The 23,137-nt window shown below is 69.9% G+C and carries 22 protein-coding genes; 12 read left to right on the forward strand and 10 right to left on the reverse strand.

The genetic code is table 11. The annotated features are described in order from the left end of the window. Positions 1 to 8 precede the first annotated feature (8 nt). Both helR and OG588_RS04235 read right to left on the reverse strand, forming a co-directional pair. Positions 9 to 2,210: an RNA polymerase recycling motor ATPase HelR gene (gene helR, locus OG588_RS04230; protein WP_405946066.1), complete on the reverse strand. Its 2,202-nt coding sequence runs from the start codon at positions 2,208 to 2,210 to the stop codon at positions 9 to 11. 95 nt (positions 2,211 to 2,305) lie between these two features. After that, positions 2,306 to 3,541 (reverse strand): glycosyltransferase, encoded by a 1,236-nt coding sequence (locus OG588_RS04235; RefSeq protein ID WP_405946067.1) that lies wholly within the window; start codon positions 3,539 to 3,541, stop codon positions 2,306 to 2,308. Positions 3,542 to 3,802: 261 nt separating this feature from the next. On the opposite strand from OG588_RS04235, the gene OG588_RS04240 reads away from it, so the two are divergent. Both OG588_RS04240 and OG588_RS04245 read left to right on the forward strand, forming a co-directional pair. Further along, the gene (locus OG588_RS04240) at positions 3,803 to 4,228 is read left to right on the forward strand and encodes a YciI family protein (protein ID WP_266880119.1); all 426 of its coding nucleotides are present in this window, start codon (positions 3,803 to 3,805) and stop codon (positions 4,226 to 4,228) included. Next, complete coding sequence (locus OG588_RS04245; protein ID WP_405946068.1) at positions 4,225 to 5,370, forward strand: RNA polymerase sigma factor; 1,146 nt, start codon at positions 4,225 to 4,227, stop codon at positions 5,368 to 5,370. Before OG588_RS04240 ends, OG588_RS04245 begins: the two co-directional genes overlap by 4 nt. Positions 5,371 to 5,380: 10 nt before the next feature. On the opposite strand, the gene cynS is transcribed toward OG588_RS04245, so the two are convergent. Further along, positions 5,381 to 5,827 carry a cyanase gene (cynS, locus tag OG588_RS04250; RefSeq protein WP_019057970.1) on the reverse strand — a complete coding sequence of 149 codons (447 nt, stop codon included), beginning with the start codon at positions 5,825 to 5,827 and terminating at the stop codon, positions 5,381 to 5,383. 140 nt (positions 5,828 to 5,967) lie between these two features. On the opposite strand from cynS, the gene OG588_RS04255 reads away from it, so the two are divergent. After that, the gene (locus OG588_RS04255; protein WP_366094467.1) at positions 5,968 to 6,801 is read left to right on the forward strand and encodes an alpha/beta hydrolase; all 834 of its coding nucleotides are present in this window, start codon (positions 5,968 to 5,970) and stop codon (positions 6,799 to 6,801) included. Between the two features lie 108 nt (positions 6,802 to 6,909). On the opposite strand, the gene OG588_RS04260 is transcribed toward OG588_RS04255, so the two are convergent. Together OG588_RS04260 and OG588_RS04265 are read right to left on the reverse strand one after the other, a co-directional pair. Then, positions 6,910 to 7,635 (reverse strand): class I SAM-dependent methyltransferase, encoded by a 726-nt coding sequence (locus OG588_RS04260; RefSeq protein ID WP_405946069.1) that lies wholly within the window; start codon positions 7,633 to 7,635, stop codon positions 6,910 to 6,912. A gap of 5 nt (positions 7,636 to 7,640) precedes the next feature. Continuing rightward, a complete protein-coding gene (locus OG588_RS04265; protein WP_405946070.1) occupies positions 7,641 to 8,204 on the reverse strand; it encodes a PadR family transcriptional regulator in 564 nt (187 codons plus the stop codon). A 70-nt stretch (positions 8,205 to 8,274) separates the two neighbouring features. Here OG588_RS04265 and OG588_RS04270 point away from each other — a divergent pair, with 70 nt between their 5' ends. Further along, entirely contained in the window at positions 8,275 to 8,673 is a 399-nt protein-coding gene (locus OG588_RS04270; protein WP_019057974.1) for a nuclear transport factor 2 family protein, read from the forward strand. Between the two features lie 58 nt (positions 8,674 to 8,731). Here OG588_RS04270 and OG588_RS04275 read toward each other — a convergent pair whose 3' ends face one another. From OG588_RS04275 to OG588_RS04295, 5 genes are all read right to left on the reverse strand, one after another. Beyond that, on the reverse strand, positions 8,732 to 10,651 hold the full coding sequence (locus OG588_RS04275) for a hypothetical protein (protein ID WP_405946071.1): 1,920 nt from the start codon (positions 10,649 to 10,651) through the stop codon (positions 8,732 to 8,734). A gap of 296 nt (positions 10,652 to 10,947) precedes the next feature. Then, the gene (locus OG588_RS04280) at positions 10,948 to 11,718 is read right to left on the reverse strand and encodes an SDR family NAD(P)-dependent oxidoreductase (protein WP_405946072.1); all 771 of its coding nucleotides are present in this window, start codon (positions 11,716 to 11,718) and stop codon (positions 10,948 to 10,950) included. Continuing rightward, a complete protein-coding gene (gene hisD, locus OG588_RS04285; RefSeq protein ID WP_405946073.1) occupies positions 11,715 to 13,016 on the reverse strand; it encodes a histidinol dehydrogenase in 1,302 nt (433 codons plus the stop codon). Before hisD ends, OG588_RS04280 begins: the two co-directional genes overlap by 4 nt. A gap of 67 nt (positions 13,017 to 13,083) precedes the next feature. Then, positions 13,084 to 14,019, reverse strand: coding sequence for a VOC family protein (locus tag OG588_RS04290; RefSeq protein ID WP_405946074.1), 936 nt, complete (start codon positions 14,017 to 14,019; stop codon positions 13,084 to 13,086). Beyond that, the gene (locus tag OG588_RS04295) at positions 14,016 to 14,990 is read right to left on the reverse strand and encodes a fumarylacetoacetate hydrolase family protein (protein ID WP_405946075.1); all 975 of its coding nucleotides are present in this window, start codon (positions 14,988 to 14,990) and stop codon (positions 14,016 to 14,018) included. The genes OG588_RS04290 and OG588_RS04295 overlap by 4 nt, the downstream gene beginning before the upstream one ends. A gap of 309 nt (positions 14,991 to 15,299) precedes the next feature. On the opposite strand from OG588_RS04295, the gene OG588_RS04300 reads away from it, so the two are divergent. From OG588_RS04300 to OG588_RS04335, 8 genes are all read left to right on the forward strand, one after another. Continuing rightward, a complete protein-coding gene (locus OG588_RS04300) occupies positions 15,300 to 15,605 on the forward strand; it encodes an antibiotic biosynthesis monooxygenase family protein (RefSeq protein WP_405946076.1) in 306 nt (101 codons plus the stop codon). Positions 15,606 to 15,640: 35 nt separating this feature from the next. Then, entirely contained in the window at positions 15,641 to 16,765 is a 1,125-nt protein-coding gene (locus OG588_RS04305; protein WP_405946077.1) for an FAD-dependent monooxygenase, read from the forward strand. After that, complete coding sequence (locus OG588_RS04310; RefSeq protein WP_405946078.1) at positions 16,762 to 17,769, forward strand: amidohydrolase family protein; 1,008 nt, start codon at positions 16,762 to 16,764, stop codon at positions 17,767 to 17,769. The genes OG588_RS04305 and OG588_RS04310 overlap by 4 nt, the downstream gene beginning before the upstream one ends. After that, positions 17,766 to 18,743 (forward strand): cyclase family protein, encoded by a 978-nt coding sequence (locus tag OG588_RS04315; protein ID WP_405946079.1) that lies wholly within the window; start codon positions 17,766 to 17,768, stop codon positions 18,741 to 18,743. Before OG588_RS04310 ends, OG588_RS04315 begins: the two co-directional genes overlap by 4 nt. Before the next feature lie 29 nt (positions 18,744 to 18,772). Further along, positions 18,773 to 20,158, forward strand: a complete 1,386-nt coding sequence (locus OG588_RS04320; protein WP_405946080.1) for an FAD-binding oxidoreductase — start codon at positions 18,773 to 18,775, stop codon at positions 20,156 to 20,158. 3 nt (positions 20,159 to 20,161) lie between these two features. Continuing rightward, the gene (locus OG588_RS04325; RefSeq protein WP_405946081.1) at positions 20,162 to 21,118 is read left to right on the forward strand and encodes a fumarylacetoacetate hydrolase family protein; all 957 of its coding nucleotides are present in this window, start codon (positions 20,162 to 20,164) and stop codon (positions 21,116 to 21,118) included. Between the two features lie 156 nt (positions 21,119 to 21,274). After that, positions 21,275 to 22,279 carry a LysR family transcriptional regulator gene (locus OG588_RS04330; protein ID WP_405946082.1) on the forward strand — a complete coding sequence of 335 codons (1,005 nt, stop codon included), beginning with the start codon at positions 21,275 to 21,277 and terminating at the stop codon, positions 22,277 to 22,279. A gap of 38 nt (positions 22,280 to 22,317) precedes the next feature. Beyond that, positions 22,318 to 23,088 (forward strand): SDR family NAD(P)-dependent oxidoreductase, encoded by a 771-nt coding sequence (locus tag OG588_RS04335; RefSeq protein ID WP_405946083.1) that lies wholly within the window; start codon positions 22,318 to 22,320, stop codon positions 23,086 to 23,088. Positions 23,089 to 23,137: the final 49 nt, after the last annotated feature.

Raw genomic sequence — 23,137 nt, forward strand, 5'->3', positions numbered from 1 at the left:
AGCCTGACTTAGGCGCTCGTGAGCACGACGAGCTTTTGGGTCGCCCGGGTCATCGCCACGTAGTGGTCGACGGCTCCCTCGATGCCCTCGCCGAACTGCTCCGGGTCGAGAAGGACGACCAGGTCGAACTCAAGTCCCTTGGACAGCTCGGGAGTCAGCGCCCGGACACGGGGCCTCGCCCGGAAGACGTCCTTCTCGATCTCGGCCGTACCGATGACACAGCCGATGCCGTCCATGTGCTCGGCGAGCCAGATGTCGAGGACCGACTCCAGGTCGGAGGTGGGTCCGTGGACGACGGGGATGCCACTGCTGCGGATCGAGGTCGGCACGTTGGCGTCCGGGAGCACGGCACGGATGACCGGCTCGGCCTCCGTCATGATCTCTTCCGGGGTGCGGTAATTGACGGTCAGGGAGGCGAGGTTGATCCGGTCGAGGCCGATCCGCTTCAGCCGTTCCTGCCACGACTCGGTGAACCCGTGCCGGGCCTGGGCGCGGTCACCGACGATGGTGAAGCTGCGGGACGGGCAGCGCAGCAGGAGCATCTGCCATTCCGCGTCGGTCAGTTCCTGTGCCTCGTCCACGACGATGTGCGCGAACGGCCCGGCCAGCAGGTCGGGTTCGACGGCGGACACCTGTGCGGCCTCGTCGATCAGCGCGTCCCGTAGGTCCTTTCCGTGGAGCATGCCCATCGCGCCCTCGCTCTCGTCGATCTCGACGTTCTGCAGCAGGCTGTCGATGACGTCGGTCCGGCGCGCGTGTTCGGCGACCACGGCGGCTTCCTGCCGACGCTTGCGGCGCGCCGACTCCGGGTCGCCGAGCCGTTGCCGTGCCGCGTCGAGCAGCGGCAGGTCGGACACCGTCCAGGCCTGGGCGTCCGCGCGCTGCAACCGCTGGACCTCGTCACGGCTCAGCGAGGGGGCGCACTTGCGCAGGTAGGCCGGTACGGTCCACAGGTCGCCCACGAGGTCGGCCGCCTCCAGCAGCGGCCACGCGCGGTTGAAGGCGGTGAGCAGCTCCCTGTTCTGCCGCAGCGAGCGCCGGAGCTGCTCGGGCGTGACCTGCCCGTCCTCCCCGTCCCGCGGCGAGGCGGTGTCGTCGTGCTTGTCCACCAGGATCGTGAGCAGCTCCTGCCAGACCTGCTCGCGCCCCTCGTTGTGCGGGGTGCCGGGTTCGGCCGCCTCGAACGCGACCGCCCAGTCCTCGGCGCTCAGCCAGATGTCGGACCAGTGGGTGGTGACGTTCATGCCCTTGGTGGGCGGCTCCTCGTAGAACCGCACGGCGGGCTCGATCGCCCGCACCAGCTGCACGGACGACTTCAGGCGGGCCACCTCCGGATCGGCCTCGACGACCGCGGCGGCGCCCTCGGTGACAAGGTCCCGCAGGATGCAGGTCTGCACGCCTTCCTCGCCGAGGCTGGGCAGGACGTCGGCGACGTAGTCCAGGTAGGGCCGGTGCGGACCGACGAACAGCACGCCGCCCCTGCGGTGACCGAGGCGCGGGTCGGAGTAGAGGAGGTAGGCGGAGCGGTGCAGGGCGACGACGGTCTTGCCGGTGCCGGGGCCGCCGTCGACGACCAGCGCGCCGCGTGATCCCGCGCGGATGATGGCGTCCTGGTCGGCCTGGATGGTGCCGAGCACATCGCGCATCCGGCCCGAGCGGTTGCCGCCGAGGCTGGCGATGAACGCGGACTGGTCGTCGAGCGCGGCGTGCCCGACGAAACCGTCGGCGGTGAAGACCTCGTCCCAGTAGTCGCTGATCCGGCCGCGCGTCCAGCGGTACCTGCGGCGGCTTGCCAGGCCCATCGGGTTGGCGTGAGTGGCGCCGAAGAACGGCTCGGCCGCGGGCGAGCGCCAGTCGAGCAGCAGCCGTCGGCCCGTGCTGTCGGTGAGACCGAGCCGTCCGATGTACACGGGCTCGGATGTGTTGGTGTCCACCATGTGGCCAAGACACAGGTCCAGGCCGAAGCGACGTAGGGTCCGCAGCCGTGTGGTGAGCCGGTGGATCTCCGTGTCCCGGTCCATCGCCGCCCGGCCGATGCCGCCGGGTGCCCTGCGCTCGGTGTCGAGCTGCTCGGTCAGTTCCGCGATCGACCGGTCGAGGCTCTCCGCGATCGCCGCGAAGTGCTGCTCGTCGGCGGCGATCAGCGCCGGGTCGGCCTTGGCGGCGAGCCGGTCGGGAAGGTCGAAGGCGCTGGTGGTCAGGGGGTTCACGGCATCAATTCCGATCTGAGGTCGCTCACGGCCCGGCGTGCGGCTGGGCGTGGGGACCGGTGCGTGCGGTTTCTCGTGTGCTCGGTTCGGCCGGTTCACGCGTGCGTGGACCGCCCTTCCCCGCTGACCATGTCGTGGAGCATCTTCGCGGCCACCGTCGTACCGTCGGTGCGGAGCAGGCCGGCCACGGTACGTGCCCGTTCCCGGACCTCGGGCGCCAGGACGGTGGTGAGCGCGGCCGACAGCGAGTCGTAGGTCGGCGTCGGACCATCATGTGCCACGCCGATGCCCAGCTCGGCCACCCGCGCCGCCCAGTATGGCTGGTCCACGATCTGCGGTACGACCACCTGTGGCGCGCCGGACAGCGTGGCCGCCGTCGTGGTGCCCGCGCCGCCGTGGTGCACGACCGCGGCCACCCGGCCGAACAGCGCCTGGTGGTTGACCTCGCCCACGCCGAAACAGTCGTCCCGGTCGTCGATCGGGGCCAGGTCCGCCCAGCCGCGGCCGAGGACGACACGGCGGCCCTGCGCGCGGACCGCTTCGACGGCGATCCGGGCGGCGTCCGGCGAGGTGCGCAGGGCCATGCTGCCGAAGCCCACGTACACCGGTTCCGCACCGGCCCGCAGGAACGCCTCCAGATCCGCCGGGAGCGGGCGCTCGTCGGGCAGGATCCACGACCCGGTCACCGCGAGGTCGAGATCCGTCTGGTCCTGCCACGGGAACAGGTCCGGGTCCGAGGCCAGCCACGGCCGCTCGGTGAACGCGTGGTCGCGGACGTTGTCCACCGGCGGCAGACCGATCTCCGCCCGGTGCCGGTTCTCCGCCTCGCGGTACAGCGCGTTCACCCGCTGGGCGTCCTCCTCCCACAGCACCTTGATGTCGGTCTCCTCCGGCGAGGACTGATGGCCGGGCCGCGACAGCGGCCGGTGCTTCGACGACGGCAGACCGGCCGTGTGGAAGCAGGCGAACACGTAGTGGATGCCCAGTTTCTCGGCCACCGAGCGGGCGCCGGTCGGCATCAGGCCGCTCGCCAACAGCACGTCACACCCCTCGGCCGCCGGCAGCAGCGTCTCGTACCGGGCGGCGACCAGCTCGGGCGCGAGCCGGAACGCGGTCGCCGCCGACGGCGGCTTCGCCCCGGTCACCACCGAGCGCACCGACGGACCGAGCGGCACCAGCGGCACACCCGCCCGGGCCAGCAGCTCCACGAACTCCTCGTCCGGCGGCGCGGCGACCCGCACCTCCGCGCCGAGTTCCAACAGGCGCGACGCGAGTCCCGCCACGGGTTCGACATCCCCGCGCGATCCCCACGTCGTCAACAAAACACGCATTCCGCGACTCCCGTTTCCGCAGGTCATGCCCTCAGGCCGGACATTCTGCGGCACGACGGGGGCCTTGCCGCAAGCCCCCCGGTGCGCTATACGTTAAGAAGGGAAGAGGAGTGAGTACGCCTCCCTTTCCGCCCTCCCCCACAAACCTCGCGAAGTCCGCGGCGAAAAAACCCGCCTGCCGATGTCGAGATCCCGCGCCCGGCTCCGTCCCCGAGGTGAACGCGACCACAATGGGTCGCACGAGCACCGAGGAGAACGACCATGGCCAAGTACCTGCTCCTGAAGCACTACCGCGGCGCTCCCGCCGCCGTGAACGACGTCCCCATGGACCAGTGGGCACCCGAGGAGATCACGGCCCACATCCAGTACATGAACGACTTCGCGGCCCGGCTGGAGAAGACCGGCGAGTTCGTCGACAGCCAGGCGCTCTCCCCCGAGGGGACCTTCGTCCGCTACGACGGTGAGGGGCGCCCGCCGGTCACCGACGGCCCGTTCGCCGAGACCAAGGACGTCATCGCCGGCTGGATGGTGATCGACGTCGACTCCTACGAGCGCGCGGTGGAGCTGGCCGGTGAGCTGTCGGCCGCCCCGGGTGCCGGTGGCAAGCCGATCCACGAGTGGCTGGAACTGCGCCCGTTCCTGGGCGTCCACTCCACCGTCACGGACACGGAGTGCACCTTTAAGTGAACGAGGTCCTGCTGAGGAGCCTCACGCCGAGTGTGCTCGGGATCCTCGTCCGCCGCGGAGCAGATTTCGCGGCGGCCGAGGACGCCGTACAGGACGCGCTCGTCGAGGCGGTCCGGGTGTGGCCGGACGATCCGCCGCGGGATGCGAAGGGCTGGCTGGTAACGGTGGCGTGGCGGCGGTTCCTGGATGCGACGCGGGCGGAGACCGCCCGCCGTAGGCGCGAGGACCTCGTGGAGGAGGAGCCGGCTCCCGGGCCCGCGCCCGCCTCGGACGACACGCTCCAGCTCTACTTCCTGTGCGCGCACCCGAAGTTGACGCCGTCGTCGGCGGTCGCGCTCACCCTGCGTGCCGTCGGCGGGCTCACCACGCGCCAGATCGCGCGGGCCTATCTGGTGCCCGAGGCGACGATGGCGCAGCGGATCAGCCGGGCCAAGCGCACCGTCTCCGATGTGCGCTTCGACCAGCCCGGCGATGTGGCGACCGTGCTGCGCGTCCTCTACCTGGTGTTCAACGAGGGCTACTCCGGCGATGTCGACCTCGCCGCCGAGGCGATCCGGCTCACGCGGCAGCTCGCCGCCGCGATCGACCACCCCGAGGTCGCGGGGCTGCTCGCGCTCATGCTGCTGCACCATGCCCGGCGCACCGCCCGGACCGCGCCGGACGGCAGCCTGGTGCCGCTCGCCGAGCAGGAACGAGGCCGGTGGGACACCACGTTGATCGCCGAGGGCGTCACGATCCTCCAAGTCGCCCTCGCGCGCGACCGGTTGGGCGAGTTCCAGGCCCAGGCCGCGATCGCGGCGCTCCACGCGGACGCGCCCACGGCCGAGGAGACGGACTGGGTGCAGATCGTCGAGTGGTACGACGAACTCGTCGGCCTGACCGACAGCCCGATCGTCCGCCTCAACCGCGCGGTGGCCGTGGGTGAGGCGGACGGCCCGCGCGCCGGTCTGGCCGAACTCGCAGCACTGGAGGACTCGCTGCCCCGGTACACCGCGGTGGCGGCCTACCTCCACGAACGCGACGGCGACCTGAAGACGGCGGCCAGGCTGTACGCGGAGGCGGCACTCAAGGCGCCCAACCTCGCCGAGCGCGACCACCTGACCCGTCAGGCCGCCCGGCTCAACGCGGGCCGGAGTCGCTGACGGGGCACGCTCACTCCCACTGGTACTGCAGGTACTTGCCGTCGAGGGTGATCACGACCCGGTCACCGGCGGGGTCGGGCACGCGGCTGACGTCGAGGCGGAAGTTGATGGCGCTCATGATGCCGTCGCCGCACTGCTCGTGGATCAGTTCCTTGATGGTGGGGCCGTAGACCTGGATGACTTCGTAGAGCCGGTAGATCGTCGGGTCGACAGGTACGGCCGCGTCCAACGCGCCCCGGGTCGGCTGGAGTTGGAAGGCGAGGGCGGCGTCCTCGCCGAGTTCGAGGAGGGCCGCGGCCGTCGCCGCCTCGTCCTTGGACATGGGGTGCTGGCCCAGCAGGGCCGCCGTTGTCCACGCGAGCGGCCGGCCCACGGCCTCCGCCAACTGGGCCCATGTGACACCGGTCTTGACCTTGGCCTGACGCACCGCTTCGCCGGCTTCACCCTTGCTGAGCATGGACAACTCCGTTCCCGGACAGCACTCTTGCCCCCACGCCCTCAGCGTAGGAGATCACCCAGGCCGCGACAATGGCGCTGTCCCGCACCAAGTGCGGCCGTACAACAGACTCCAGGACTCCACGGACCCATACTGCGGACATGACCCACATCGACGTACAGCAGATCGAGCGGGCGAACGCCATCGAACGCACGCCGGTCGTCTTCGTCCACGGTCTGTGGCTGTTGCCGAGCAGTTGGGACCGCTGGGCGGCGCACTTCGAGCAGGCCGGGTACGCGCCGGTCTCCCTGTCCTGGCCCGACGACCCGGAGACGGTCAAGGAGGCCAACGAGCACCCGGAGGTCATGGCGGGCAAGACGGTCGGCCAAGTCGCCGACCATCTCGCGGAGTTGATCGGCACGCTGACCCGTAAGCCGGCGATCGTCGGCCACTCCTTCGGCGGACTGCTCACGCAGATCCTCGCCGGGCGCGGACTCTCCGCCGCGTCCGTGGCGATCGACCCGGCGCCGTTCCGGGGCGTGTTGCCCCTGCCGATCTCCGCGCTGCGCTCCTCCGCACCCATCCTCAGCAACCCCGCCAACCGCAATCGCGCGGTCCCCCTGACCTACGACCAGTTCCGCTACGGCTTCGCCAACGCCGTCGGTGAGGAGGAGGCACGGGAGCTGTACGAGACGTTCGCCGTGCCCGCGCCCGGTGCCCCGCTGTTCCAGGCGGCCACGGCGAACCTCAACCCGTGGACAGAGGCGAAGGTCGACACCGAGAACCCCGATCGCGGCCCGCTCCTGATCATCTCGGGCGAGAAGGACCACACCGTGCCCTGGTCGATCGCCAACGCCTCCTACAAGAAGCAGCTGCACAACAAGGGCGTCACCGAGATCACCGAGATCAAGGACCGGGGCCACGCCCTGACCATCGACCACGGCTGGCAGGAGGTCGCGGACACCGCCCTGTCGTTCGTGCGCCGCTACGTGTGAACTCCCGTACGGCCTGTCGTGGCGGCGCAGGACAGGACGATCGCACCCGACCTGCTCACGAAGGTCATCAAGTCGGCGGCGACAGCGACCGGTTGAGAACCGCCACGGCTACGGCAGCCGTCGTGCCGCGATCATGCGGACACGGGGGCTGCCGTCGCCGCGGTGCCCGAACTCGGGCAGGGCGTGGAGGTCGACTTCGAAGCCCGCCCGCTCCAACTCCGGCCGGACGTAACCGAGTTGGAAGTCCCGGTAGTACATGACGAAGGGCGGTCGCCAGACGGCGTTGCGTACCTTCATCACCGCGTCGAAGCCGGACAGCATCCAGTACGCGGGGGTCGTGGGGCGCGGCGGTGCGACGACAGGGAAAGCGAAGCAGCCGCCGGGCCGCAGTACGGAGTGGACCTGGGCGAACAGTCCCGGCAGTTCGCTGGGCAGGAAGTGGCCGAACGCCCCGAAGCTCACCACCAGGTCGAAGGCCGAAGTGAACGGCAGCGCCCTGGCGTCGCCGCGTACCCATGAGATGCGGGGCCCGCCGCTCTTCACCCGCTCCCGTGCGACCTCGATCATGCCCGTGCTGAAGTCGACGCCGGTGACGCTCTCTTGGCACACCTTCGCCAGCACCTCGACGCCCGCACCCGTACCGCAGCACACGTCGAGTCCGTCGTCGAAGGGACCGATGCGTTCCAGCATCGCGGCGACCGCGTCGAGCAGCGCGGCCGGTGTGCGGAACGGGGTGTGGTCGAACTTGGGCGCGAGGAGGTCGTAGCCGTGCTCGACGGACGACAGGGCCTGGACGGCGAGTTCGCGCAGACTGGGGCCTTCGGGGCTGAACATCCGGGTCAGCCTAGGGCAACGCGCTGCTTCAGGATCGCCAGAACGCGCTCGCACCAGCGCAGGTTCTCCTCCTCGAAGGTGATCCCGGCCATGAGGGTGAGGTACGGCCCGATACGGTCGGCGTCCCGGAGGTACTCCTCCTCGGTCCGGCCGCCGAGCAGACGGTCCCGTACCCGCTCGTAGCGGTCGAGCTTGCCGCCCGCCCACGACCTGCGTTCCTCGATCAGTTCGCGGGTCACGGCGGGGTCGGTGCCGTCCATCGCCTGGATCTTGATGAGGAGTTCGTCGCGGATGGCGGTGGGGCGCCGGGGCGGCTCGGCGGCGAAGGTGTCGAGGTCGCGGCGGCCGGCCTCGGTGAGCGTGAACATCCTTTTGTTGGGCCTGCGTTCCTGCTGTACGACCCGTGCCGCGATCAGTCCGTCCTGCGCGAGGCGTTCCAGTTCGCGGTAGAGCTGCTGCGGTGTCGCGGGCCAGAAGTTGGCCAGCGACACGTCGAACACCTTCGCCAGCTCGTAGCCCGAGGCCTCGCCTTCCAGGAGGGCCGCGAGGACCGCGTACTTGAGGGACATGTGGACACGCTAACAGCCGTTGATTAGTCTCATCCACACCTACTCAACTAATTGACTATGAGGTGAGCCGATGCGTGCGTTCCGTGAGGCGGTCGAGGCGCAGGACATGGACGCCGTCGAGGCGCTGCTGGCCGAGGACGTGGTCTTCACCAGCCCGGTCGTGTTCAAGCCGTACCCCGGCAAGGCGATCACCGCGGCGATCCTGCACGGGGTGGCGCGGGTCTTCGAGGACTTCCGGTACGTCCGGGAGATCGGTGACCCGGACGGCAGCGACAGCGCGCTGATGTTCGCCGCGCGGGTCGGCGACCGCGAGCTGACCGGGTGCGACTTCATCCACGTCAACGAGGAGGGCCTGATCGACGAACTGACGGTCATGGTCCGGCCGTTGTCGGGGGCGCAGGCGCTCCAGGCGGCCATGGGTGCGCAGTTCGAGCGGATCGCGAAGGAGGCGGAGGCGCGGCTCGGGTGAGCCCTTCGGCTTGGATGAATCCCTCGGCTCGGGTGGGCCCCGCGCCTCCGCCTATCCCTCACGCGACGGTCAGCGTGAGCGCGCCCGTGTAGGTCTGGCCCGGCGTGATGGCCGTGGCCGTCCCGTCGACCGTCAGCGTGACCTTCTTTCCCCGGGACGCCTTGACGGTCGCGTCGGCGGCGAGGGCGAGCCGGGTCAGGTAGGAGGTGCCGGTGACGGTCCAGGTCGAGCCGCTGTTCAGCTGCACGATCGCGCCGTTGTTGACGGCGGCCTGGGCGGTGTTGGTGACGATGCCGAGCTCGTAGAAGGTCGACGCGTCGATGCTGGAGATGCGGTGCTTGGCGGTTGACGCGGAGATGACGCCCTCGACACTCGCGTGCTCGAAGGTGAGGACCATGTTCTTGCCCTTGCGCATGCCGTTGTAGAAGTCGCCCTTCAAACCTATGGAGTTGAAGGTGGCCGCACCGTCGGTGGTGTGCACGGCGGTCGGGTCGAAACTTGCGTCCTTCGCCGGGTCGCCGGTGGGCTCGGTGTAGACGCCGATGTTCATCATCTTGCCGTTGACGTTGACCGGGCCCGGGTCGTCCAGCTCGATCATCTGGAGGATGATCCCGTCGCGCGGGTTGAGCCGTGCGCCCTGCGAGCCGTCGACGCTGATCGTGGTCTGCTGGCCCTTGTTGAGGAAGGTGGCCCGGTCGGAGTTGATCACCGTGCCGCCGTCGAGGGTGAGTTGGCCGGCGCCGAAGAACATATAGCCGAAGTGCCCGGAGTTCACGACGGTGTTACGCGCCGGGATCGACGCCAACTCAGCCTTGGACAGCCCGAGTTCCAGCTCGGTGTTGAGCGCGGCGACGGCGGCCCTGGTGCTGTCTCCGTAGTGCACGACCGCGGCGGGGCCCGCGATGATGGTCGCGTAGCTGCCGACGTCGAGCCGGGAGCCGAGCACCCGCACGGTCGCGTCGCCGATGGCGTAGGTGCCGTAGCCGTACTCCCCCGTGTTGCCGAAGTGACTGTTGATCGCGGTCAGCTTGAGCCCGCTGCCGCCCTCCACCGACAGGGCACCCCAAGTCTCCGAGAACACGGTCGAGTTGAGGTAGGTGGCCTTGCTGTTCTTGCCGATGAGGTTGGTGGCGCGGACGTTGCCGTCGAGGCCGAGCATCCAGGGCACGGACTCCATGTACGGGGTTTCCACGGTGGCTTGGTAGTCGGCGGGCAGTACGCCGTTGCGGGCGCGGAGGACGGAGTCCTTGACGATGACGTTGGCACCGTCGTTGGCGATGACGGCGGTGCGGACGACTCCCTTGTTGTCGATCCGGGCTCCGTCCACGACCAGCGTGGTCGAGGAACCGTCGCCGACGACTGCGGCGCCGTAGCCCGCGAAGTCGCAACGGCCGTTGCCTGTAAGGGAGATGGCGGGCCGGTCGAGTGTGTAGGTGGTGTCCTGGACGTAGACCCCGTCGAAGCACTCGCCGGTCGAGGTGATCGACACGTTCTTCGCGTAGGCGTCGGTGAGCTTGCCGCCGAGGACGGCCGCGAGGACGGACTTGTCCTTGACCACGCCGTCGCCGTCGACGTACACCGCCTGCCGGAACGGAAAGGTGAGCGTCTCGTACGTCACCTCGTTGGCGGCGGAGACGGTCAGGACGACGTCGCCCCGGTAGGTGCCGGCCTGGATCAGGGTGGCCGTTCCGCCGGTGGCGGTGAGCAGTTGGCCGGTCTCCACTCCGTCGACGGTCAGGGAGAGGCTGGAGCCGTCCGGGGCGGCGATCGTGCCGCCGTCGGCGATGGACAGCTCGCTCACGCGGGTGGTCGCGGAGACCGTGTACGTCTCACCGGAGGCGACCGAGATCCGCGTGCCCGAAGCCTTCGTGGCCTTGGCGGCCGTCGGCGCGGCGGTGGCGGACACCGCCGGAACCAGTACGGCTCCGGCCGTGGCGGTACCGGCGATCAGGACCGAGCGTCGGGTGATCAGCGTCATTGCTTGCCTTCCCAGGGATCGATGCGCCGTTGCGCAGTGTGACCGGCAGGCCGTCGAACGCGGGGTGCGGACGGCCCGGCGGAGGCACCGAAGGTGCGCACGAGGGAGTGAAGCAGCCATGAGAACCAGGGAATAGGCAGGCGGCACACACATATGGGAGTCCGATGCCTCGGATCAGGCGGACCATTTCATGGCGGTCACACAGAGTTGTCATAGCGGGTGTGTTCCCGAACTCACGACGGCGAGGCGGGCGGCTCGCCAGCCGTCCACCTCGCCGTTTCACGCGCCCCGATCAGCTACGCCGGGGCGATCATTCCCGCCGACAGGTCGATGTCGGCCCCGCACAGGCCTGGCATCGCGAGCATCGCCACCAAAGCCTGCGCGACCTCGTGCTCCTCGACGAGCCGGCCGAGGGCGGCCCGGGAGGCGAAGTCGCGTTCGGCCTCGGCGACGGTGCAGCCGGTCAGTTCGGCGGTGAGTCTGAAGTTGCGGTCCATGCGCGGCCCCTGAACCGGGCCCGGGGAAAGGGAGTTGACCGCGATCCCCTGCGGGCCGACCTCCCCGGCGAGGGTCCGGGTCAGGCCGAGCAGCGCCATCTTGGAGGCGGTGTACGGGGTGCGGTTGAGCAGCGGTCGCTTGCCGCTCACCGAGGCCACGTTGACGATGTCACCGCGCCCGGCCGCGAGCATCGGCGGCAGGAAGGCGCGGCACATCAGATAAACGCCCCGGACGTTGGCGGCGAACACGTCGTCCCACTCGTCCGGCTCGATGTCGACCAACGGCCGTACGGGACCGGCGACTCCGGCGTTGTTGACGAGCAACGACACGTCCTCGTCGGCGAGTTGGACGACCAAGGCGTCGACGGCCGCCGGATCGGAGACGTCACACACTCCCGTACGGGCGTGCCCGCCGTCCTTCTCCACCTGTGCCGCCGCGTCCGCGAGCGCCGTCTCGTTGCGGCCGACCAGGATCACCCGGGCCCCGGCGTCCGCGAGGGCGAGCGCGAAGGCGCGCCCCAGCGGCCCGCCGCCACCGGTGACCAGCGCTGTACGGCCGACCAGGGTCATGGAGTGTTCCACGGCAGCTCGTCGCCCGCGGCCTTCGCCGCCCGTACGTCACCGGAGCGAGCGTGTCCCTCGAACAGCTCGACGCGGGCCGCCCGCCCGCACAGCCGGCCGAGCAGTGCCTGGGAGTCGGTGTCGGTGACCTCCTGGTAGGTCACCGTCTTGAGGTACTTCCCCACCCACAGGCCGCCGGTATAGCGCGCGGCACCACGTGTGGGCAGCACATGGTTCGTGCCGATGACCTTGTCGCCGAACGACACACAGGTGCCCTCGCCCAGGAACAGGGCGCCGTACTGGGTCATCCGCTCCAGCGCGAGGCGCGGTTCGGCGGTCAGGACCTCCACGTGCTCGAAGGCGAACTCGTCGGCGAGGGCGTACACCTCGTCAAGGGTGTCGACGACGTGGACCTGGCCGTGGTCGCGCCAGGCGGGCCCGGCGAAGTCGCGGGTGGGCATGGCCGGCAGGAGGCGTTCCACCTCGGCGATGGTCTTCTCGGCGACCTCGCGGGAGGTGGTGATGAGGACAGCCGGGGAGTCCGGGCCGTGCTCGGCCTGCGAGAGCAGGTCCACGGCGCACACGAACGGGTCGGCCTCGTCGTCGGCGAGAACGAGGATCTCGGTCGGCCCGGCGAACAGGTCGATGCCGATCTCCCCGAACAACTGCCGCTTGGCCTCGGCGACATAGGCGTTCCCGGGCCCGGCGATCAGATTGACGGGCCGCATCGTGTCGGTGCCGACGGACATGGCGGCCACCGCCTGTACCCCGCCGAGCAGCCAGATCTCGTCCGCGCCGGCGAGATGCATGGCGGCGACGGTGGCGGCCGGGATCTCGCCGTGGATGGGCGGCGTACAGGCCACGACCCGGGGCACGCCCGCGACCTTGGCGGTGACGATGGTCATGTGGGCGGAGGCGGTGAGCGGGTAGCGGCCACCGGGGATGTACGCGCCCGCCGCCTGGACGGGAATGTGCTTCTGCCCGAGCCGCACACCCGGCAGCGTCTCCACCTCGAACTCCCGCAAGGAGTCGAGCTGGTGGCGCGCGAAGGTGCGTACCTGCTCCTGGACGAAGCGGATGTCGTCGATGACCTGCTGGGGCACCGACGCGATGATCTTCTCGACCTCCTCGTCCGTCAGCCGGAAGGAGTCGGGGCTCCACTTGTCGAACTTCTCGGAGTAGGCGCGCACCGCCTCGTCGCCGCGCGCACGGATGTCCGCGATGACGCCGGTCACGGTCTCGCGCACCTGGGCGAGCGAGGCGGTCACCTCCGACTTGGGCACGGCGTGCTTCAGGATCGTTGCCACAACTGCGGCCTTTCTGCGGGTGGTTCACGACAGAGGGGATGCCGGACGAGGGGGTCGGACGGAGGTGTCAGACGGGAGGCGCCAAGAACAGCACGTCGGGGTCGTTGAACTGCTCCTTGGCCACCGACTCGCTCATCGGGTCGGCGGTGCCCCACTGGTCCTGGGTGATCGGGTCGTCGACGTCATGCCGGCCCGGGTGCCACAAGTCCTCTTCGAGGACGGCGAGTTCGGTCGTGTACTCGACGGTGTTGCCGTGCGGGTCGTGGAAGTAGGAGAAGGTGTTGTCGCCCGCGAGATGCCGCCCGGGCCCCCAGGTCAGCCGGGTCCCGGCACGCAGCGCCCGCCCGGTGCCGCGCATGTACTCCTCGACCCCACGCATCTCGAACGAGGCGTGGTGCAGGGAGACATGAGGCCCCCGGGCGATCGCGAAGGAGTGGTGCAGCGGGCTGCACCGCAGGAAGTACATGAGGTCGCCCATGTGCGTCGAGTACAGGGTGTCGGTGAGCCGGAACCCGAGGTGCTGGACGTAGAAGTCTCGAAGCCCTTCCGGGTCCTGGGAGTTGACCACGCAGTGGGAGAGCCGGACCGGGATCGCCTCGCGCTCCTCGATCTTGCGGTGAGCACGGGTGGCGACGTCCGCCGAGACCTCGACGACCCGCCCGTCCGGGTCGAAGAACCGGAAGCCGTAGCCCCCGCCCGGGCTGTCCAACACACCAGGCTCACCGAGGAGTTGAATCCCTGCCCGCCCGAGCCGCCCATGCAACTCGTCAACCGCAGCAGGCGATACGGCCCCGAAGGCGACGAGGTCCATCCGCTTCCGCTCGTCCTCGCGGATGCGGACGATGTACTGCTCGGGGCTGCCCTCGGCGGCGAAGAAGGCGACCCCGCTGTCGTTGGCGACCTCGGTCAGGCCCCAGGTGGTGCCGTAGAAGGCGCGCTGGCGGGCGAAGTCCGGTACGGCCAGGTCGACATGGCGCAGATGGGTGATGGGCTGGAAGGTCACTGTCCGCTCCTGACGGTGTTGCGCTGGTGGCCCAGGCCGGTGATCTCGGACTCGACGACGTCGCCGGGCTTCAGGAAGACGCCCCAGTGCGCGCCGTTGCCGGCCGGGGAACCGGTGAGCAGGAGGTCGCCGGGGCGCAGGGTGGTGGTCGTGGAGACGTACGCGATGAGCCGGGGGATGTCGAAGATCATGTCCTTCGTCGACTCGTCCTGGCGGACAACTCCGTTGTGGCGCAGGGTGATCCGCAGGTCCCCGGGGTCTCCGACGAAGGCCGCCGGTACCAGGAAGGGCCCGGTCGGCAGGAAGGTGTCGGCGTTCTTGGCGCTGAACCAGTCGGTGCCGATGGCCTTGAGGTCGGGCCGGTAAAGGCGGTCGCGGGTGGTGAGGTCGTTCGAGATCGTGTACCCGGCGACGTACTCCATCGCCTCCTCGGCGGCGATGGTCCTGCCCGCCTTGCCGATGACGAGGGCGAGTTCGAGTTCCCAGTCGTGCTGTTCGCCGAGCGCGGGGAGCACGATGTCGTCGTAGGGGCCGCTGATCGCGCGCGGGGAGCCGAGGAAGACGTACGGCACTCCGTTGCGGGCGCGCTCGTCCATCATCGACTCGGCGTCGGCGCGGGCCTCTTCGGGGGTGGCGCCGTGCACGCTCTCCTTCTCGGCGGCGACCAGATCGACCACGTGCTTGCGGTAGTTAGCGCCGCTCTGCAGGATCAGGCCGGGCTCGAACGGCGTCAGGACGCGCAACGCGGCCAGCTCGTGCCAGGTCCCCTCGGTGGACCGGGCCAGGTCTTCGAGCCGGGGCAACCAGCTGTCCCACTCGTCGACGAGCGCGCGGATCGACGGCACGAGGTCGGAGAGATCGCGCACGCGGACGCCGGTGATCAGGCCGGGGAAGCCCGCCTCACCGGAAGCACCGGAAGCGAACGTGCCGAGCGCGAAAGGTCCGGCATGGGTGGGCAGTGGATCGGGCACGGCGCTCTCCTCGTACGGGTGGGGGCTCGCCCTCGACGCTAGGCAGCCCGGGGACCGGGCGGAAATGGCGATCCGCGATGCCTGCCATCACCGGCCCGCCGGGCACACACCCGCTCCTCCATCACCGGCCCGCCGGACACCGCCCCGCGCCTCCAACACCGGCCCACCGGACGGCTGAACCGCTGGTCCATCGCCGTAGGGGATGCATGACGTCCCCCTTGCCGATGCCTCGATCCGTTGACCGTGCATCGACCGCCCACGCAGGCTCGGAGCACCCACTTTCCCGAGGAGAAGCCCGAGGAGAAGAGCGTGATAGTCGAGCATGCCGAGCTGACCGTCGAGGCGGGTCGGGAACGGGAGTTCGCGGAGGTGTTCGGCAAGGCCCGTGAGGTGCTGGCCGAGGCCGACGGGTTCCGCTGGGCCGAGCTGCTGCGCGGTGCGGAGCGGCCGACGACCTTCCTCCTGCTGGTCGGCTGGGAGTCGATCGAGGCGCACAACGTCGGCTTCCGGGAGTCCGATGCCTTCGCGCGCTGGAGGGCCCTGGTCGGACCGTTCTTCACGGAGCCGCCGACCGTCGAGCACTTCCATGAACTCGGCGACCGCTTCTCCGGCTGACCCCCCACTTCTGTCTACGTTCGCAAGGATCGCCCATGCCCGTACAAAAGGTGCTCGTCGTCGGCGGCGGCATTACCGGAAGCGTGCTGTGTCTCGCGCTCGCCCAACGCGGCGCCGAGGTGGAGCTCGTCGAGATCTCTCCGCAGTGGTTCGGTGTGGGCCATGGCATCACCCTTCAGGGCAACGCGCTCAAGGCGTTGCGTTCCGTGGGTGTCCTGGACCGGGTACTGGCCCGGGCGGTGCCGTTCGACCTCATGCGGCTGCGCCGCGCCGACGGCGGGCTGCTCATCGAGTTGAACACCCCGCACACCGGTGGCCCCGAACTGCCGTCCACCGCAGGGGCGTTGCGCTCGGATCTACAGGACGCGCTGTGCGACGCGGTGCGCACGCACGGGGTGCGGGTCCGTCTCGGGCTGAGTGTGGAACGGCTCGACCAGTCACCGGACCATGTGGACGTGGCCTTCACGGACGGTACGACCGGTCGCTACGACCTCGTCGTGGGCGCCGACGGCATCAACTCGGCGATGCGCGCGCTGATCGGCATCGACGCCAACCCCCGTCCCGTCGGCATGTCGATCTTCCGGGTCGTCGCGGAGCGCCCCGCCGAGATGGACTGCGCCGAGGTGTACTACGGCGGCCCCCGCTTCAAGGCCGGCTACAGCCCGATCTCCGCCGACCAGTGCTACGCCTACCTCCTCGACGAGAACCTCGACACCACCCTGATCGGCCCCCGCGCCCCGCTCGATCTGCTGCGCGAACGCGGTGCCGGGTACGGCGGCACCTGGGGCAAGATCCTCGCCTCGCTGCCCGACGACACGGCGGTGGACTACCGCTGGATCGAGGCGATCCTCGTCGACGAGCCCTGGCACCGGGGCCGCGCGATGGTCATCGGCGACGCCGCGCACGCCTGTCCGCCGCTGATCGCGCAGGGTGCCGCAATGTGCATGGAAGACGCCGTGCTGCTCGCCGAGTTGGTGACCGGCGACGAACCGACCGAGAAGGCCCTGGACCATTTCATGGCCCGGCGGCTGCCCCGCGTCCGGATGGTCCTGGAGAACTCCCTCCAGCTCGCCGACTGGGAGATCCACCCGGACACCCCCGACGCCGACCCGGCCCGGATCATGTCGGAGACCCTGGACAGCCTGACGGCGGCGGCGTGACCGGCTCGCCCGTGGTCGACTTCCACGGCCACCTCGCCGTCCCCGCCGCCGACGCCCTGGTCGCGGGCACCCCGGGTCTCGCCACCGAGCTGGCGGCCGAGCAGCGCGCCCACTCCCCCGCGTCCATGGCCGCCAACCGCGCCCAACTCCAGCGCCTGGCACCAGAGTTGACTGACGTCACCACCCGCCTCGCGGACCTCGACGCGATGGGCGTCGACATCCAGGTGGTCGGTCCGATGCCGATGCACCACTACTGGGCGGACCCCGACCTCGCGATCCACCTCGCCCGCACCGTGAACGCGGCCACGGCCGCCCACTGCGCCACCGCACCCGACCGCCTGTACGGCCTGGGCACCGTCCCGCTCCAACACCCGGACCTGGCCGTCGCGTTGCTCGACCAGGCGGTCAACGGCCATGGCCTGTACGGCATCAGTGTCTCCACGACGGTCGACGGCCGCGAACTCGCCGACCCCGCCCACGACGTGGTGTGGCAGCGGGCCGAGGAGCTGGGCGTGGTCGTCTTCGTGCACCCCTGGGGCTGCTCCCTCGGCGCACGCCTGGCCACCAACTACCTGGGAAACACGGTCGGTCAGCCGGTGGAGACGACGGTCGCGCTGTCGCAGCTCATCTTCACCGGCGTCCTCGACCGCTTCCCGCGCCTGAAGCTGGTGGCGGCGCACGGCGGCGGCTATCTGCCGACGTACATCGGCCGTTCGGACCATGCCTGGCAGGTACGGGAGGACGCGCGCGGCTGCGCCGAACCGCCGAGCGCCTATCTGCGCCGGATGTGGTTCGACGCGCTGGTGTACACCCCGGGCGCGCTGCGTCACCTCGTCGAGGTGGTGGGCGCGGACCGGGTCGTCCTCGGGACCGACCATCCCTTCGACATGGGTGTGGAGGACCCGGTGGCCCGTCTGGACGCGGCCGGTCTTGCCCCGGCCGACCGGGCCGCCGTCGCCGGGGGCAACGCCCTCGACCTGCTGCTGAAAGGACGTACCCGATGACCACCGCCGCCCTCGGGCCGATCGAGGAAGAACTCGCCAAGGCCCGTTCCGCCTACCGTAATTGGGGCCGCTGGGGCGATGACGACGTGCTCGGCACGCTGAACTTCATCGACGACGCGATCCGCGCCCACGCGGTGGGCCTGGTGCGGCGCGGGCGGTCCTTCTCACTCGCCCAGGAGTTCAACGAGTCGGGCCCGCAGCGCGGTTTCCGCGGCCGTATCAACCCGGTCCACTACATGAAGGACACCGGCTCCGACGCGGCCGCCGGGACCCAGGGTTTCCCGCACGGTTTCGGCGGAGCCGACGACCACGTCGTGATGCCGTTGCAGGCCTCCACACAGTGGGACGGGCTGGGCCACATCTACGACAACAAGCAGGCGTGGAACGGCCGTCCGTGCACCATCGTCAACGGCGACGGCGACTCGGTCACCGGCATCGAGCACATGAAGGAGGCCTTCACCAGCCGCGGGGTCCTCCTCGACGTGGGCCGCGCGGTCGGCGACGAGCACGGTGAACTCCCGGACGGATTCCCCATCTTGGAGGAGCATCTGCGGGCCACGATCGAGGCGCAGGGCGCGACCAGTTCCGTACGGCGCGGCGACCTGGTCCTGATCCGCACCGGCCAACTCGGCCGCGTACGGCGGCTCGGCGCGTGGGGCGGTTACGCCGCCGGTGACGCGCCCGGCCTCTCCTTCACCACTCTCGGCTGGCTGCACCGCACGGAGATCGCGGCGATCGCCTCCGACACCTGGGGACTTGAGGTACGGCCCTACGAGTTCCCACAGCCCGCGATGTCCCCGCTGCACCAGATAGCGATCCCCAACATGGGCCTCCCGCTGGGCGAGATGTGGGACCTGGAGGCGCTGGCCGAGGACTGTGCGGCCGACGGTGTCCACGAGTTCCTGCTGGTCGCCGCGCCCCTGCCGGTGACCGGCGCGGTGGGCGCCCCCGTCAACCCGATCGCGATCAAGTGAGCCCGCCCGTGACTGCATTCAATCGGGGGATGACCCCCGAACCCCCACACCGGAACCGTTTCTCCGGCACCCTCCACCTCCCCGACGACGAGGACTTCGAGACGGCGTGCTTCGGTCGGGTCTTCAATGCCCGCCGCCCGTCGGACCGTTCACCGGCCGCCGTCCTGATGGCCGAGTCCGAGCAGGACGTGGTGGAGGGCGTACGGCTCGCCCTCGAACGCGGCTGGCAGGTCGCCGTCCGTTCCGGCGGGCACAGTTGGGCCGCCTGGTCGGTGCGTCAGGACGCGCTGCTGATCGATCTCGGCGGCTTCCGCGAGATGGCGTACGACCCGGGGACCGAGATCGTGACGGCGACGCCCAGTGTGAAAGGCGGCGACGAACTCAACCCGTACCTCGGGGAGTTCGGCCGTTTCTTCAACGGCGGACACTGCCCCTCCGTGGGCATCGGCGGCTTCCTGCTCCAGGGCGGGCAGGGCTGGAACGCGCGGGGCTGGGGCTGGGCGGCGGAGAACATCGTGGCCATCGATGTCGTCACCGCCGAGGGCGAGTTGGTGCGCGCCGACGAGACACAGCACAGCGATCTGTTCTGGGCGGCACGCGGCGCGGGCCCGGGTTTCTTCGGCATCGTGACCCGCTTCCATCTGCGCACCCGCCCACTGCCGCGGTACCTGGGCCACACCGTGCACGCCTATCCACTCGACCTGTTCGACGAGGTCATGACCTGGCTGCACGGCATGCACCACACCGTCTCCGACCTGGTCGAGATCGTCGCGCTCACCCAGACACCGCCCGACCTGGACGAGCCGGTGCTGCTGGTCACGGGCGTGTCGATGACCGACACCGCAGACGAAGCCGCCGAGGCGCTGGCGCCACTGCACGCCAACCCGTACGCGGACCGGGCGCTGTTCCGCGTGGAGGCCCAACAGACCACGCTCGCCGAACAGTTGGCGGGTCAGCGCATCGCCAACCCCGAGGGCCACCGTTACCTGGTCGACAACGCCTGGCTGACCGGCGGTGCCGACGAGGTCGTACCGGCGATCCGCAAGGCGTTCACCGAGCAGCCCACCCGGCAGACCTTCACCATCTGGTTCTCCATGGCCCCGCTCCGTCAACTCCCCGACATGGCCTTCTCGTTGCAGACGGAGATCTACTGCGCCACCTATGTCATCCACGACGACCCGGCACGGGACGCGGAGTTGCGCGCCTGGCTGGACAGCGCGATGGCGGACATGCAGCCGGTGACCGCCGGCCAGTACCTCGGCGACTCCGACTTCACCGTGCGGCAGTTGAGGTTCATGGGCGACGAACAGTGGCGGCGACTGAGGGAGATCCGGGCCGCCTACGACCCCAAGGGCCTCTTCGCCGGCTACCTCAGCACGGGGGCCGTCACCAACACCAACCACTGGGAGCAGTGAGCGATGCGTTTCGCGACATACGAGTTCGAGGGCGTGGAGCGCGCCGGGGTCGTCCGGGACGGCACCATCCATCCGCTGCCCGAAGGGATCACCGTACTGACCCTGTTGGAGCAGGACGTGCTGCACGCGGCAGGTACCGAAGCGCTGCGCAAGCCAAGCGACTTGACGGTGGATCAGGTCCACCTACTACCTCCCCTCAAGCCGCCGTCCATCCGGGACTTCGTCGGTTTCGAGGCGCACATCGAGGGGGTCTCCAAGTCCCTGGACGGGCTGGAGCACGTGCCCGAGGAGTGGTACCGGGCACCCAACTTCTACTTCACCAACCCCCATGCCGCGTACGGCGCACACGACAACGTGCCTGTCCCCGCCGGCTGTTCGGTGCTCGACTTCGAGTTGGAGGTCGGGGTGGTCATCGGCCGCAGCGGACGTGACCTCACGCCCGAGCAGGCGCGCGAGCACATCGTCGGCTACCTGGTCTTCAACGACTGGTCGGCGCGCGATCTGCAGAAGCCGGAGAAGAACCTCGGGCTCGGTTTCTCCAAGGGCAAGGACTTCGCGAACACGCTCGGCCCCTGCCTGGTGACCGCCGACGAGGTCGAGGACCGGCGCGACCCGGACGGCTTCCTGGACCTGGAGATGACCGTCACCCTGAACGGTGAGCTGATCGGCCGCGACACCCTCGCCAACGTCTCCTGGACCTTCGAGGAGATGATCGCCTACGCCTCCCGGGACACCTGGGTGCGCCCCGGGGACGTCCTCGGCTCGGGCACCTGCGGCTGGGGCGCACTGGCCGAGTTCTGGGGGCGGGTCGGCGAGCGCACCCCGCCGCCGCTCCGGCCGGGCGACGAGGTGACGCTCACCGTGGAGCGCCTGGGCACCCTCTCCAACCGCGTGGTGCCCGGCCGTACGGATGTGTATCTGCCGCGCGCCCGCAAGCGCGGCCGGACCCCTCGGCCATAGAAGCGTCGGAAAAGCTTCCGACCTGCACACATCCAGGGATCCGATGGCAGCTATCGGATCCCTGTGACTTGTCCCCCGGCCCCTTCCTCGGCGGGAATCCGGTCGTTACGCTCCGGTTTCACCGAGCTTCAACGACGCGGCCGGAAGGACACACGCATGGGTCTGGGAGCAATCGACCTGAATCTTCTGGTGGCTCTGGAAGCCCTCCTGGAGGAGAAGAACGTCACCCACGCGGGGGTGCGGCTGTCCACCAGCCAGTCCGCGATGAGCGGCTCCCTGGCCCGGTTGCGGCGGCACTTCAACGACGAGCTGCTGGTGCGGGTGGGCCGCGAGTATGAGCTGACCCCGCTTGCTGAGCGGCTGCTGCCGGTCGTCCAGTCCTCGCTGCACAAGGCGGAGGAGGCGCTGTCGCTGACCAGGCACTTCGATCCCTCGCGCAGTCGGCAGCGGTTCTCGGTCGTGATGTCCGACTACGTCATGACCGTGTTCATGGAGCCGCTGCTGCGCGCCCTCGCGCAGGAGGCCCCCGGTATCCGGATCGACTTCCACCCGATCGTCATCGGGCAGCTGGAGACGGAGACGCATCTGCGCTGCCACGACCTGATGATCGTGCCGCTCGGCTATCAGTTGCCGGGCGTCAGCGAGACCGTGATGCACGACCGGTTCGTGTGCATCGTCGACCCGGACAACCCTCGGCTGGTGGACGGGCGGCTCTCGCTGCGCGACCTCGCGGAGATGCCGCACGCGGCCTGCCTCATCGGCAAACTCACGCCCGCCGACCGGCAGTTGGAGACTCTCGGCATCACTCCCCGGGTGCAGGTCAGCACGCCTGGCTTCAACGTGCTGCCGTTCCTGGTGGGCGGCACCGACCTGGTCGCCGTGGTGCCCGAGCGGCTCGCCCGGCGCTACGAGGGCTTCGCGCGCTGCGCGGTCGTACCGACGCCCTTCCCTGACGTGCCGCTGGTGGAGGCCATGTACTGGCACCACAACCGGCACGGGGACCCGGCGCACCGGTGGCTGCGGGAGACGGTCCGCAAGGTGGCCGCGTCGCTCGACGACCCGGTGGTGGGGTCGCTGGACGAGCCCGTGGTACGGGAGATCGCCGGTGCGGATGCCACCCATGCCCATCGTGCGTTTCCGGAGCTGACCCCGGCTTCCTAGCGTGGTCGGGAGACAACCCGTACTCCCCTGGAGGAACCGTGAGCCGCACGCGTCTGGCCGGTCGTACCGTCGTCGTCACCGGGGCCGCGCAGGGCCAGGGAGCCGCCGAGGTCGCGGCCGCCGCCCGGGAGGGAGCGACGGTGATCGCGACCGACGTCCTGGACGAGGCCGGCGAGAAGCTGGCCGTGTCATTGAGTGGCGAGGGGCTGGACGTCCGATACCGGCACCTGGACGTGTCGTCGCCTGACGACTGGGCGGACCTCGCTGCTTCCCTCACGGAGGTGCACGGCCTGGTCAACAACGCGGGCATCGCCGTGCGCGCCCGCCTCGGTTCGGTCGAACTCGCCGACTGGAACCGGGCGTTCGCGGTCAACACCACGGGCGCGCTGCTCGGCATCCAGGCGCTCACCCCGCTGATGCCGACCGGTTCGTCCATCGTGAACGTCGGTTCGGTCGCCGGTCTCACCGCACATCACGCGGTCGCGTACACCGCGAGCAAGTGGGCGCTGCGCGGCCTGTCGAAGGTGGCCGCGCTGGAGCTGGCCCCGCGCGGCATCCGTACGAACGTGATCCACCCCGGCTACATCGAGACCCCGTTGATGGCCTCCGCGAACCCGGTGTTCGTCCAGGCCCACCTGTCGCTGACCCCGCAGGGCCGGGCGGGCACGGTCGACGAGGTGGCGCCGCTGGTCGTCTATCTGTTGTCCGACGAGGCGTCGTACGTCAACGGCGCGGAGATCACGGTCGACGGCGGGTACGCGGCGCACGGTGGGGTGAAGGCGATCACCAACGCCCTCGACGCCACGTGACGGCCGGCGTCCTGGGCGACACCGGCCGTCGTGGGTGAAGAGCTGAGCG

The organism is Streptomyces prunicolor (genome assembly GCF_045162825.1).
In the GTDB taxonomy this organism is placed as follows: domain Bacteria; phylum Actinomycetota; class Actinomycetes; order Streptomycetales; family Streptomycetaceae; genus Streptomyces; species Streptomyces prunicolor.